The sequence below is a fragment of the Pseudomonas sp. PDM10 genome, assembly GCF_014852295.1.
Classification (GTDB): Bacteria; Pseudomonadota; Gammaproteobacteria; order Pseudomonadales; family Pseudomonadaceae; genus Aquipseudomonas.
The window spans coordinates 546,166-560,322 of sequence record NZ_JACVBJ010000006.1 but is presented as its reverse complement, the minus strand read 5'-3'; the positions used below and the strand labels follow the sequence as shown (position 1 = coordinate 560,322).

The 14,157-nt window shown below is 56.9% G+C and carries 8 protein-coding genes; 2 read left to right on the top strand and 6 right to left on the bottom strand.

Translation table 11 applies throughout. The features are described 5' to 3' along the window. Positions 1-34: 34 nt before the first annotated feature. Positions 35-3,679: a Tc toxin subunit A gene (locus IB252_RS22870; protein ID WP_192410338.1), complete on the bottom strand. Its 3,645-nt coding sequence runs from the start codon at positions 3,677-3,679 to the stop codon at positions 35-37. Between the two features lie 149 nt (positions 3,680-3,828). After that, complete coding sequence (locus tag IB252_RS22865) at positions 3,829-7,260, bottom strand: hypothetical protein (protein WP_192410337.1); 3,432 nt, start codon at positions 7,258-7,260, stop codon at positions 3,829-3,831. A gap of 472 nt (positions 7,261-7,732) precedes the next feature. Between IB252_RS22865 and IB252_RS22860 the strand changes: the two genes are divergently transcribed. Continuing rightward, positions 7,733-8,104 (top strand): DUF6124 family protein, encoded by a 372-nt coding sequence (locus tag IB252_RS22860; RefSeq protein WP_192410336.1) that lies wholly within the window; start codon positions 7,733-7,735, stop codon positions 8,102-8,104. A gap of 177 nt (positions 8,105-8,281) precedes the next feature. Here IB252_RS22860 and IB252_RS22855 read toward each other — a convergent pair whose 3' ends face one another. Together IB252_RS22855 and IB252_RS22850 are read right to left on the bottom strand one after the other, a co-directional pair. Further along, a complete protein-coding gene (locus tag IB252_RS22855; protein WP_074879553.1) occupies positions 8,282-8,641 on the bottom strand; it encodes a PilZ domain-containing protein in 360 nt (119 codons plus the stop codon). 241 nt (positions 8,642-8,882) lie between these two features. Then, a complete protein-coding gene (locus tag IB252_RS22850; protein ID WP_192410335.1) occupies positions 8,883-9,260 on the bottom strand; it encodes a tetratricopeptide repeat protein in 378 nt (125 codons plus the stop codon). 157 nt (positions 9,261-9,417) lie between these two features. Here IB252_RS22850 and pyk point away from each other — a divergent pair, with 157 nt between their 5' ends. Continuing rightward, complete coding sequence (gene pyk / locus IB252_RS22845; RefSeq protein WP_111451931.1) at positions 9,418-10,869, top strand: pyruvate kinase; 1,452 nt, start codon at positions 9,418-9,420, stop codon at positions 10,867-10,869. Positions 10,870-11,253: 384 nt separating this feature from the next. Here pyk and IB252_RS22840 read toward each other — a convergent pair whose 3' ends face one another. Together IB252_RS22840 and IB252_RS22835 are read right to left on the bottom strand one after the other, a co-directional pair. Continuing rightward, positions 11,254-12,492 (bottom strand): hypothetical protein, encoded by a 1,239-nt coding sequence (locus IB252_RS22840; protein ID WP_192410334.1) that lies wholly within the window; start codon positions 12,490-12,492, stop codon positions 11,254-11,256. A 66-nt stretch (positions 12,493-12,558) separates the two neighbouring features. Continuing rightward, positions 12,559-13,824 (bottom strand): delta-60 repeat domain-containing protein, encoded by a 1,266-nt coding sequence (locus IB252_RS22835; RefSeq protein WP_192410333.1) that lies wholly within the window; start codon positions 13,822-13,824, stop codon positions 12,559-12,561. Positions 13,825-14,157: the final 333 nt, after the last annotated feature.

The following is a 14,157-nucleotide window of genomic DNA, read 5'->3' as shown; positions in this document are numbered from 1 at the left end:
CCGGGAACACACGACCAGCCATCGATGCAGTTCATCATTCAGGCTCTTCGGCGGCGAAGGTGATTGGCTCAAAATAGGCGGTCGTCTCACTTCCTTGTGCCAGGATGCTGATCTCGAACTCTCCACCGGTAGGGCTGGAGACGAACACGCGCGCCTGGCCTTCCTGGTTCGTGAAAGCCTGGCTCGGGCGAATGACCAGCCCAGGTTGCTCGATACCGGACTGCGATGAGTTGAAAAACCACTGTACGAGGCTGTTTTTCCCAAGATTTCCGTATCTATCCTTCACCGTGGCGTAGAGTTCGATTTCCTCACCGAACGCCACGGTCCGCAACGGCACTTGCGCCATGAGCGGTGGCGGAAATCTCAAGGTAGCGTGGTCTGCGATGACGTTGATGGTAGGCGCGTACTCCGGCTCGAACAGATCCAGCCAGAACTGCGGGGTATCCGTACCCATGACCTTGCCGGGTATGAACTCTGCTTGCACCACCCCATAGACATCTGTTTCCTCGGTAGCAATGCTGCCCAAGGTGGCGCTCCAATAAACGTTCACACCTCTCAACGGTTGTCCGCCGCTGTCCTTGAGGGTCACGGTGAAGGTGATTTTTCCTTCTGGGTTGCCGGCAACGACCGTGCTGTTGTCGACAGTACAGGTCGAGGTGACGATCTGTTTCAGATCCTCGGAAAAGGCAAGCGCAGGCTCAGGGGATTCGGACAGACTCAGCAAAGCACGCTCTGCGGCAACCTCGTACCTCTGCCTATCGACAACCTCCGGCAACGTGCCGATCAGAAAGATCGTCAGGGCATCCATACCGGTGTGCGTCGCCAGAACCCGAACGCGCATGAACAGATCCAACTCGGTCAGGTTTTTGAGGATTCTGAGTTCTGGAGACACGCGGCCGAGGCACTCGCGCACCTCCTGAACGCTCCAGTTGAAAAACTCGGCCAGCCGGATCGATGCCGCTTGTTGGGCCAAATGCGTTGCATCCGCGCCTAGCGAGGAAGGCAGTGCGTTGACCTCGCGCAAATAATCGAGCAACTTCTGCGGGGGTTGCGCACTCATCCCAAACGCCCGGGTAAGTGTCGTCAAGTAATAAAGCGTCTTCACCGTAAACGCGTGCTTGTCGTCCAGGTCCATCCAGGCCTTGTAGCCATAATCGAGATAGTCCCGCAACAGCTCGGCGCCAAGCCCCAGTTCCAGGACCACCGCGCTACGGCGGCGTACGTCGGCCAACAGCGCGAGCAATGGGTCAGGTTGTTCGTTGCGCCCCCTTACAGACTCGTCGAGCCCCAGTCCCGTATGCTCGAGCACCTGACGCAACAACCGATACACCGTCGCATTGGCCCAGGCCAGAACCAATAATGCCTGCTCGGCATTAAGGCCCGTATGTACCACCAGGCACTCCTTGACCACCGATGCCTGAGCCTCTCTAACCTGCAAGAGCACGGTGAGCATTTTTTCGACGATAACAGCACGCACGCTTGCATTGCTTTCACCCAAGCCATCCCTCACCGCTTGATCAAACTTTTCGCGTGCAAAGTCCAGATAGTCGGCCTCCGTTCCCGCTGGGGCCTTGATCAAGCCGTCGGGATCGACCAGCACCGTCAACAGGTCCAGCCAGTTGGCACCCGGCAGCGCTGGCACACCGGCCATCAACAACGCCGCGTCGGTGAACAGTGCACCAGGCAACAGATTGCGTACCTGCTTGAATAACTCGAGCTCCTTTTCAGAGACGACCAACGTCTTCGGCGGTGAAACCTGCTGCAGCATCCAGGGCACCCCAATGCCGCGGTCGGCACACCACCCCGCGCAGGAGTGCATCGCATAGATGAGGTTCAACACATCCGGCGTATTGACTATGGCCGTATTATGTGGGGTCAGACTGATCCGGGGAGCACCCGCCAGGCCATTGACCCAAGATGTTCCACCCAACAATGTCAGCATCTTGATGCCATCGACCGGCGACATACCCAACAGGCCCGGCAGCTTCACAAGACGGTAAAAACTGGACAAGGTCGCCGCGTTACGCGGCAACTGGTTGTTCGTGACATCCTGTGCTTCGGCAATCGCCTGAGCCAGAACACTGTAAGTCTGCAAATCGATCGTAAAAGCATTGCATATCCGGGCGACCGTCAAATCGGACACGCCCTGTGTCGGAATCACCGGAAACGTGCCGCCATCGAGCAGCAAGGCTTGAGAATATTCGCCCTCCTCATTGAAAACCTGATCGAACTGCGAGCGCGCTTCACCACGACCGTAAATCGACAACTCATCGATAAACACTGCGAAGTCTTGCGCCGTGCACCCATAGCGCTCACGCAATGATTGAAACAGGCCCAATGCGTGCACGACTCTTTCCGTGATTTCCCACGCATTGGCCTGCGCACCACCGCGCACTTCAGCCCTTATGGCTGCCGCTAACAGCGCATCCACCTGATCGCTGGGCAGCTCCAGCCACTGATCCAGGCGCAACTTGCGGTTCATTCGGTCATATCGCTCAAAATCATCGGCACTGTCGGGGAGGGCTGACAACCGATGCAGAAACACTTCCTCCACTTCTTCACCCGTAATGCTGACGGCAGGGTGGGTGTGGGCATTGAGATAAACCGAACCGGAGCGCCAGCTTTCTGGCCCCACAGGCATTGTTTCCGTGTCCGTCACATTGGGCGAGCGCAGAGGGGCGAAGCTGCGAACCGACAGCAGCGCCTCGAGCCCTGGGGTATCGAGTTTGGTTCGCTCGCCGAAGAATCGAACTTGATTGAGGTTCTGATACATCGAAGAGTTATCGGTACCGAAATTCAGTGCGTAAAATTCTTCCCGGTTTGCATATGCCGGCGGATCCTCGGTCAGCAATTGTCGTTGATAAGGTCCCAGCCGCGACGCGTGGGCCAGGGCTCGACCCGCATCCTCGTCCCACGCCTGATCTTGCAAAAAGTAGGGAAAGGAGAGATCCACCATATGCGCAAAATTGCCCACCGACAGGCCATGGTGACGGGCGACCGCATCCAGGGTAACCCAGTGCTGGTAGTACGGAAGCCCGTTGGGATATCGCGCATTGATCATCGCCAACTCAAGATCCGTTGGATCCGCTTGATCTGGATCCTTGTGTTCCCTGATGAATGTTTCAAGCACCGGTACGATGATGTCGACCGCAGACACTGGTCGATGTATCGCATTGAAGTCGACGGACAGATTCATCAGGTCTTTGCGGCGCTCACGCAGTCGCAGAGGAACCGGACCGGTTGAAAAATGCTCGATGCGGTCTATGACCCACCTCACCATTTCAACCAAATACGCCGCAGACGAAGCAAGAGACTCGATAGCATCCGGGGGGCACAGACTGTCGAAACGGGGATCGAACAAACGCTCGAAACTGGGCCCCTCGACCATCGACAACAAACCGCTGCGCGGTGCGGCGCTTTCGGTATTTTTACCGTGCAGGCTGTGCTCGATGAACTGGCGCCGCAGGTAGACAGCCATGCTGTTGGCCCGACGCAAAAACAGGCGCGCATCATCGGGGCTAACCTTGAATTCCTTCACCAGCCCTTGAACGCCCTTCTCCACCAAAGGAAAGATAGACCCGCCTTCTTCCAGGTAGGTCGCGAGGTCGGGGTACTCTGTGAGTTTTTCTTCACTGAATACTTGGCTCAGCAGTTGTGAAGCAGGGCGAGGGTCAGACATGGTCAGGTTCCTTGAGTGGATAAGCGTCCTGAACGGCCCGACGAAATTCGCAGGCCGTGCGTTCGACTGAAGAGATTTGGCCTCCGAAGGCGGTCATCGTCTACTGTCATAAATGACAGTCTTTGTGACCACTCATCGGAAATCGAGTGTCAGGACTCCGCTGTCGGCGGCTCGCTTTCAAAGCGTTTACTTTCGACCCAGTCGGAAACCGTCGCGCCATCGGCACTGTCACTGAGGCTTTGCCTGAACCGGCACCATTGGCCACCCCGGGGCAGCGATTGCTGAGCGTCCCCCTGCCAGCCTCCACCCGTGACGGGAAGATCGGGTGCCCATACGTGATCCGGATTGAACCAGCTCACCACTTGCCCGACGCCCGGCCTGCCCTGGCCTTTGAACTCGACCGGGTGACTGACCCACTGTCCTTGCGCAGGCACATCGACAGAGGGCCGATAAGTACCCAACACCACCTGGCGTATGGCGGAATCTGCCGAGTCGAACCCCTCGCTCGACGCTACAGCCAACAGTGGGTAGCGCCCGTCGGGCTGATCGAATTCCACAGTTACCGACCAGGTGCGGTCCTCCAGCACCGGGCTTCGCCCCAGCACCGTCTGTGCGACATCGCCGAGCCTCACCGCCACGCTGTCCCCCGCAACACCGAAGCCTGACACCACCACCCGCCGGCCGATGCGCTCGCCCGTAACAGGGGTTTCGATAACCGGGGCCGCTGGCACGACGTTGTAATTCAGAGGCTGGCTGTCCTTGGATGTTCGCCCCCCAAAGGTTTGCCTGGCCCGGATGGTTTTGGCTCCGACCGGCAAGGTCACCTCGGCTTTCCAGCAGCAGTCATCATCCACTTCAATATTTTCAAGCAAAGGCTCGGCAGTGTCCTTCAACCAAACCTCTACCCTCCCCCCCGGCGCGCCCCATCCCGACAGGGTCGAGGTTCGCGGCAGATCGCCGTTTTCCATCGGCACCTCAATGATCGGGGGCACCAGCACCACCTCGAATGCACGGAATTCGCTGCGCTCGGACTCCCGCTGACCAAGCGATTGCTGCGCGTCAATGGTGTAACCACGAAAGTCCAGCCCAGTGAGATCGATTGACCATTCACCGTTCTCGGTCAATACCTTGGGCTGGCCCAGATCATTGCCGAATTGAGCGTCGCGCAGTTGCATCGTCGAGTCCTTGTAACCCTTGTCACCCGTTACGGTGAAGTCGCGCCACACCTCTGCCTTATCTCTCGGACCGGTAATGCGCGGTGTTGGCAATTTGATCGTAAAGGCTTTCGAGGCAACGGGTGATGGCTCCAGCCCGGCATAATCCTGCCATGCAGTGACCGTGTAATCTCCACCCGGGGTGAACGGAGTCGGGCGTTCAAAGACCCAGGTGCCGTTGCTGACAACAGGCTGATGCAAATCGGCGCTGTCGCTGAACTTTAGGGTGAGCACCGCCCCGGCCCAGCACGTGCCGGCTACTTCTGCCTGTAACTCATCGACGGTGACACGGGAGATGTCAGGTGCCAGCAACGGGTTGGTCACATTCAGTTCAACAGGCGTAGAAGACAGCCCACCCTGTTTATGCACAACGGTGACTTTTAGCGACTTGATCGGCCCCCACAGACTCGACGCACGGATTGTCCAGTTCGAGGTGGTCAGCAGAAGGGGGGGAACGACATCATTACCGCCCGCGTCCAGAACGTGAATCGTCGCCCCGACAATGCCTTTGCCGGTAAAGGTTGGCGTGTAGTCCGAGACGCTATAGTCCACCTCGGTCGGTGGCGCAAGATTTTCGATGGTGACCCTGATCTGAACGGGATCAGAGGTCTCCGTTCCGATTTTCTGCACCACGTTGATGGTTCGCGAGTTCACCGGCTCCCAAGGTGCCGTGGCACGGGTTGACCAGGTTCCGGCGGCGACGGAAGCATTCGGAACATTCACAGGGCTGCCAGCAACGCCCGTAATGACAATCGTTGCCCCATTCACGCCATTACCGCTGAACATCGGCGTGCGGTTGTCCACGGTGTACTTCACATCAGTGGGCGTCGGTACTTTCCTGACAACGTCGAAATCGAGCGACAGGGAAGGTATCCAGCCATTGGCATTGTCGGGCACCTTCTGAACCGCGGTCAGCTTGTACGTACCAAAGGTCCAGTTCGTCGCCGTGGTTTCCCATTGGCCGTTTCTCACCTGTACAACGGGCGGTGGTGCCGTTTCTTCAGGTTCTTTAATGGTGATCTCGACGGTGGCGCCATCATGACCAGCACCTGAAAATTTCACGTTTCCTACAGGTGTGGTCGGAAATTCCGTTTTGATATTCGCCAATTTAGGTGGGCGGATTTTAAAGCCGCGCGCCACACTCCGCGGGGAATGCTCACCGCTGCCAATGAACTGCTCCGCCACCAGGGAAATAGGTCCCGGTGGTACGGTGACAGTGACGTCCCAGCTTCCGTTAGCCTTCACTGGATCGGTGCCAAGAACGTTGTGGTCGCCCTGTTCCTTAAGAATCTCGACGGTGGCACCTGCCAATCCGGTGTGGCCGCTTAGGGTAAAGGTTTGTTCCTGAGTACTACTACTCACGGGACTGGTAATGACCGGCGGCACACCGGCCACTAAAAAAGTCACGGCGTCCGAATAGTTGGAGTTCCCCTCAGGCACTCGCCATCGAACCTGTACCTTAAGTTTTCCAATTGGCAGCACTGGATCCGGCAACACTTCCCAATCACCGGAACTTGGAACAGTAATCGGAGGGCTGAACACAACATCATGATCATCCGCATTGACTATCTGAACAGTAGCACCTGCAACGGATTCCCCCTTGAAAATGATATTGTCCTGGAGCAGTACTTCACCCGCGCGCGGTTTTAATAGCGTTGCACCGTACAATTTGAATGTTCGAACTGCAGAATTACGAGAAATAAATTCGCTCTTGGATTGCTCAATTTGAAATGAGTGTTGCCCATATGGCAAATCATTGAGGGGATATGTATACCACTGATCACTGGCCGCACTAAAGTTGCCAAAAAAGTATCCCTCTCGATTGAATACAACTTTCAGGGAGCAATCTCCCCCTCCCGTGCCTGAAATTCTCGGTCTGCGGGTGGAGATTACGGCATTATTAGCCGGAAAATCGATGACAGGTAAATCACTTACATAGACATGCCTATCAACAATGTCAGATTTCGTCCCGCCATAATACCACCATGTCGTGTAAAACCCCCTGCCAGGACGTGGACTAGTGCTGTATAAGAAGTTCCATTTGCGTCCTTCATACAACACGTTCTCATGTGAAATGATTGTTGAATTATCCACTACATAGTAAATAAAGACCCGATGACTACCTTGCTGTGCAACATTAAACTGTATAAAACCGTCTGTTTGATTGACGATAGATTTATGTGTTGGCAGAAGAATTTGCAACCCACCCACTAATGGACCAGGCGATTCAAATTCCCCAGCAACCGTGATTTCGGCGGGGGCTTGCGAGGTATTTCCAGACAAAGGGTCTTCAAGATTACGCGCCTCTTTACTGGCAGAATCCACGCCCCCCACAGCAGACTCTTTCTCGTCCGAGTTGCCTGACATACAACACCCCCTAAGTTAATTTCTCTAGAGATAAACGACTCAGGTTTATTTCTATGCCATTCCTCACACACCTTCTACCTGTCAGATATGACAGTACCGACGAACGGCAACCCTCTACCTCGTCACTTTTCCTAATGTTTTCAACCCTTCAGTTCGCGGCTACAGCGCCTTGCGCCTTTGCCTACAGATCCGCCAGAATCCGCCGGCTTGTGCGCCTTGGTCTTGCCCCGTAACTTGATCCGCGTCGCTGCCAATCAGCGATCGGGTTTAGTCGCCCGGTAGGTAACATGAAGGTGCATAAGCGTCATTCAGTCGGGTATTCCCTATCCCCGCACTCAATGGTGGCTGTGCGCAGGGCGCCCTCGGGCGCGCCGGTTTTTTCATGTTCCTCCCGGTCGACTAACCTGCGTCCAGCCGCCACCCCTCGTTTAGTCGCGAGACGGTGGCAGCTTCACTAAAAGGAACAATGATCATGTTCAAGGCAACACCCAATCCCCCCGAAGCCGACCCGGTTTCCCCCTATTCCACCCTCCATTCAAAAAAGCTCAACGCCGCCGCCAACAAGGCGCTGGACCATTACCTCAAACCCCACATCAACCGCCTCCCTTCATCCCAGGACCGTGCCATGGAAATGTTCACCGTCGTCCCCGATGCAAACCCCGAAGCCCTGACCATCCAGACCTACGAAACCTTTTCCTCGGTCAGCATTCTGCTGCTCGACCTGGCCGAAAGCCTGGAGGACAAGCCGCGGCATCTGGCGATGGCGATTTACCAGTTGAGTGAGTTGGGGTTGATGCTGGTGGAACGGTCGCTGGCGAACGAGGCGGCGATCAAGACGATCTAAACCCATGTAGCAGCAGGCGCTGTGGCGAGGGGATTTATCCCCGTTCGGCTGCGAAGCAGTCGCATATTCGGCGCACGCGGTTTGCCTGCTTCACCGTGAGCGCTGATTTTACGACTGCTTCGCAGCCGAACGGGGATAAATCCCCTCGCCACAGCGTAGCTGCTACAGGTTGTGAATTCAGGCTGAGGCAGGCAGCGGCTGAAAACTGAAGTATTGCTTCAAGGCGCTGACCAGTTGCCCATACTCCGGCGGTGCCCGTTGCAGGCTGAACCCGGCGTCGTAATGGTGAGGGGTCGTGTCTTCATGGCACCACAAACAACACCCCTGAAGATCGATGACCTGCATGCAGCCATCGCTGTCGGGGATTTTCAGACGCAAATCGAAATCGGCGCCGATCATCATCGGCAGCTGGCTGATCAGCATCAGCCCGTCTTCGGACACATTGCCCAGAAAGCCGATGGGTTTGTCGGTGACGCTGTTGAACACTCTTAGAAAATACGGCAGTTGATGCCGCTCGATCCGGCGGTCAGTAAACATGCGCAAATGGCCCAGCAAGGCTCTTCAGCAGAGCCGCACTAATGCTTCGGAACGGGCCGGCTTCTTTTATACAGAGGCATGGGCGCGCTCTCCCCGATCCCGGTGCGACAGTCCATAACGCCGCTGCCGCTTACGCCTGCCGATCACAGGTGTTGCGTCGATCAGAGGCAAGGCTCTGAATCGATCTATTCGACTATAGCTCACCACCGCCGGTGAGCCAGCCTTTGAACGATCAGGACAATCAGAACTGCGTCGGGCGCACGACCGCAGCCGCACTGCGCAGCGGATAGTGGCCCAGCGACTGCAAGGTTTCCAGGCGGGCGCGGGCGCGGTAGGCGTATTCACTTTGCGGGTACGAGGCGATGATGAACTGGTAGGTTTGCGCCGCATCGACAAACAGTTTCTGCCGTTCCAGGCACAAGCCGCGCATCATCGATGCTTCCGGCCACACGTAAGGCCGCGCTCGGCTGGCGCGTTCGACTTTGGACAGTTCGAGCATCACCTGCTCGCAATTGCCACGGTCGTAGGCGCTGTAGGCGTTATTCAAATGATGGTTCATCGACCAACGGGTGCAGCCCGTGACGCTGAGGGCAAGGGCGGCAATGAGCACGAATCGCATGGGGGTTCTCCTGTCTTGAGCTCTATATCGACCCGTTGGCGGAAATCTTCAGGATTGTTCGTTTCAAGAAACAAACGAATAAGTAGTGCAAACGAACAATGACTACAACCAGAGACCATAGTAGCCTCACCCAGCGCTTGAACTCAGGAGTCTATGCATGTCCGTCCGTCGCACCAAAATCGTCGCTACCCTTGGCCCGGCCAGTAACTCGCCGGAAGTTCTCGAACAGCTGATTCTGGCTGGCCTGGACGTCGCCCGCCTGAACTTTTCCCATGGCACCCCCGACGAGCACAAGGCTCGCGCCAAGCTGGTGCGTGACCTCGCTGCCAAGCACGGCCGCTTCGTCGCCCTGCTGGGTGACCTGCAAGGCCCGAAAATCCGTATCGCCAAATTCGCCAACAAGAAGATCGAGCTGAAGATCGGTGATCAATTCACCTTCTCCACCAGCCATCCTCTGACCGAAGGCACCCAGACCGTCGTCGGCATCGACTACCCGGACCTGGTTAAAGACTGCGGCGTGGGCGACGAGCTGCTGCTCGACGACGGCCGTGTGGTGATGCGCGTTGATACCGCCAATGCCACCGAACTCAATTGCACCGTACTGATCGGCGGCCCGCTGTCCGACCATAAAGGCATCAACCGTCGCGGTGGCGGCCTGACCGCTCCGGCCCTGACTGAAAAAGACAAGGCCGATATCAAGCTCGCCGCGGAAATGCAGGTCGACTACCTCGCCGTGTCCTTCCCGCGTGACGCCGCCGACATGGAATACGCCCGTCAATTGCGCGACGAAGCCGGCGGTACCGCTTGGCTGGTGGCGAAGATCGAACGCGCCGAAGCCGTGGCTGACGACGAAACCCTCGACGCGCTGATCAAGGCTTCCGACGCCGTCATGGTGGCCCGTGGTGACCTGGGTGTGGAAATCGGCGACGCCGAGCTGGTGGGCATTCAGAAGAAAATCATTCTGCACGCACGCCGCCACAACAAGGCTGTGATCGTGGCGACCCAGATGATGGAGTCGATGATCCAGAACCCGATGCCGACTCGCGCTGAAGTGTCCGACGTAGCCAACGCCGTGCTCGACTACACCGACGCCGTGATGCTCTCGGCGGAAAGTGCTGCCGGCCTGTACCCGCTGGAAGCGGTGCAAGCCATGGCGCGCATCTGCATCGGCGCTGAAAAGCACCCGACCAGCAAGACCTCCAGCCACCGCATCGGCAAGGTCTTCGAAAGCTGCGACCAGAGCATCGCGCTGGCGGCCATGTACACCGCCAACCACTTCCCGGGCGTTAAAGCGATCATCGCGCTGACCGAAAGTGGCTACACGCCGTTGATCATGTCGCGCATCCGTTCCTCGATCCCGATCTACGCGTTCTCCCCGCACCGCGAAACCCAGGCTCGGGCTGCCATGTTCCGTGGCGTCTACACCGTGCCGTTCGACCCGGCATCGCTGCCGCCTGAGCAAGTCAGCCAGGCCGCGATCGACGAGTTGCTCAAGCGCGGTGTCGTCGAAAAAGGCGACTGGGTGATCCTGACCAAGGGCGACAGCTACCACACCATCGGCGGCACCAACGGGATGAAAATCCTGCACGTTGGCGACAAGATGGTCTGAGTGATCGGTTGCTGAAAAACAAAAGCCCCGCCATGTGAATGGCGGGGCTTTTTGGTTTCTGATCCGGGATGTGTATTGCCTGACCTGGCCTCATCGCGAGCAGGCTCGCTCCCACAGGGTTTTGTGTGCGCCACAGTTCCAATGTGGGAGTGACCGGCTTCTGATCCGGGATGTGTATTGCCTGACCTGGCCTCATCGCGAGCAGGCTCGCTCCCACAGGGTTTTGTGTACGCCACAGATCAATGTGGGAGTGAGCCTGCTCGCGATGAGGCCCGCCCAGCACCGCAGAATCAATGCCGCTTGATGAACCCGGTCAACGCCGCAATCGCTTCCGCCGAGCGCAGCTGCTGGGTGATCTGTGCGCTCTCTTCTTCTATGGCCGGCTCATCCTGAATAACAACTGACCGTCACACGTTCACCGTTACCTTCAGTGGTACCGACGGTGATGATATTCGCGTCGTGCTGTCGTAGCGTTGCAGCAGCGATAGATACCCTGGGTTCCCCTCGGATAACGCCCTCTTGTCCAAAACGGCTATCCAATTGTCCGGAGGGCAGGTAGCGGGCGATGGCATACCGGGTTATGCCTTCCGATGTTTGACCGCCGCCGACCAGTGTGAGGTGTTGATTCTGGACGATGACATCGCGCCACATCACATCCATTTGCGGGATGGATAGCAGGGCAGGCATTCCATTGTTGAACTGCGCATCCGGTTGGCCTTCGGTGTCGATAACCGATAGAAGCCCACGGCCGGTATACCACGCCCCGCCCAGATGTCCTGCGCCGACCGTTTTGCCGTCCTGGGTGAGGGCTATCGGTCCCAGATAAGTGTTTACCCCTGGTATCTCGACCGTGGCATAACCTAGCTCTCCGAATGTCGCGTCGATGCCCCCGTTCTCATGAACTCGTGTCATAAAACTGAACGTGTGTGTACGTATTCGCGTCGTACCGGCGACCAGGTAACGGCCATCGGCTTGCACGGCAACACCTTCAAGCGTCGTCAGCCCAGTGTCTTTGTAAGGGACAGGGACATAGCCTCGGCTATTAAATGTGGTGTCCAGCGAACCATCGGGTTCCAGTCGAATCAGCAATCCCTCGTATCGGTCGTTCAATATCCTTTGGGGGGTGAGTGTCAGGAGTATTTTATCGCCGGCCAACACCGTTGAATGGCGGCAGAATCCTGTTTGCAACTCGTCTTGTCCGGCAGGTTTGAGCTGGACGATTTGTTGTCCGTTCTGGCCAAAGGTCGTATCTGCACTGCCATTGCGATGGAACATGGCCAGTGCCGGGTACGTGCCCATTGATGTCGTCTTCTCTGCGACGAGTAGAATTCGACCATCGCGCAGCAGGTGCAGATCAGTCACCGGGGTGATCTCGTTATCCTGGCCGAACTCTCCAATGACGTATCCATCGATACCAAAGGTCATGTCTGGCGAGCCATCTGGCTGGAGACGAGCCAGCCCGAAGCCGGGACCAGTGCGAAATCCAACGACGATTTTATTGTCGGGTTGTATTTTTACAGTTTCGCCATAGCCCTCAACACTCAGGTAAATTCGGCCGCCATCGCCGAAGCCGGGATCTAGATCGCCAGAAGCTAAAGGTGACTGGTTGTGTACGTTGGACATGGTCCTGCTCTCCCGACTGAGGATGATGACAATCGTGCCCGAGCCCTTTCGGGCCCGGGTGAAGGGCTACGCCAGGTAACGCAGGATGGCTGATTTTTGCGATTGATCGTCAGCCGCGAGCAGCGTCTTATTGTCGGTCTGCAGCGTCATCGCAGTGACACCATCACCTTTGTCGAAACCGGTACGGGTCCAACCCGATCCGTTGAACACAGGATCCAAGGTGCCATTGCTCTGGAAACGAGCGACAACGCCGTCGAAGTGAATGGCGTCTGAACCCTGTATGGCTCCCGCCACGACGATCTTCCCGTCGGTTTGCATCGCAGCACCTACCCAGCTGGTCGGTTTGTCATCCAGTTGCGTGTAAACCGGGCGCGCGCCATTGAACTGAATGTTTGGACTTCCATCAGGCTCAAGACTCACCATCACGCCTTCAGAGGGGCTGGAGATAACTTCGCCAATAGCGAGAATTCGTTGATTAGGTTGCATCGACATCTGTGTGAAGCGCAGGCGTTTGTCGTCAGAGGGAGAGGAAGCAACGAGAACGAAGCCCTCTTTACCAAAGGTGCGATCCAGGCTGCCGTCAGTGTTGTAACGAGCGACAAACGCATTTTTTGATTGGTTAAAACTGCCACAGGCCAGGTACTGGCCGTCTGCTTGAAGCAATACATTGTCGATCAATACCGGCTGAGCAGGTGCGTCAGGGTGGCTCAAGGTAATGTAGCCAACACCGTTGAAACTCAGATCAAGTGAACCGTTGCTCTGGAGTCTGAAAATCGCTCCTACCCGGGGACGATAGGTGCAGACCAGGATTTTACCGTCGGGAAGTACCTGGGCAATGTCTGATGCCGGGCTTGTCGTGGTCATTGCCGTTTGACCCGGTGGGTCAATGGCAGTGGCAAGCGGGGTGTCGATGATGACTTTCCCCCCAGTGCCAAAATCTGGATCAAGGCTGCCGTTGTGGTTGTAGCGGGCCAACGCCGGGACGTACGCGGGGTACTGATCTACACGGGTTGAGGCCTGAAGAAGAATGCTCCCGTTTTCAAGAAGGGTAATGGTACTGCCAGCTGAGTCGGGTTCACCTGCGAACGAGTCAATGACAAGACCATGGGTGCCGAATGTCGGGTCAGGCGATCCATCGGCATTAAGGCGTCCGAGCATGTACCCGGCCTGTTCGTTAGCGATGTAACTCCCGGTGAAATAGATTTTTCCATCGGTCGCCACGGTCAGTCCCTTGATGGTGGCGCTTGTCGCTGCGTCGAAGTCAAGGTGGACCTTGCCGTTTACCCCAAAGGCAGGATCGAGCGTGCCAGAGAGCAGGTCTTGTGCTGACATAGTGTTCTCCTTCAAAAAATGAATGATCACCGGGTGTTTTAAAGACTGTGCCGGGTCAAAGCATCTGAACAGTGAAGGTGGGGGCCGTCTACTGTCAGACTTGACAGTAGACGGCCCGTGTTTTTTCAGTTTTTGGGCGCACATACGCAAAAAGCCCCGCCATGTGAATGGCGGGGCTTTTTGGTTTTTGATCCGGGATGTGTATTGCCTGACCAGGCCTCATCGCGAGCAGGCTCGCTCCCACAGGGGTTTGGTTGAACTGGCCTCGGGTTTTGTGTACGCCACAGATCAATGTGGGAGTGAGCCTGCTCGCGATGAGGCCCGCCCAGCCAC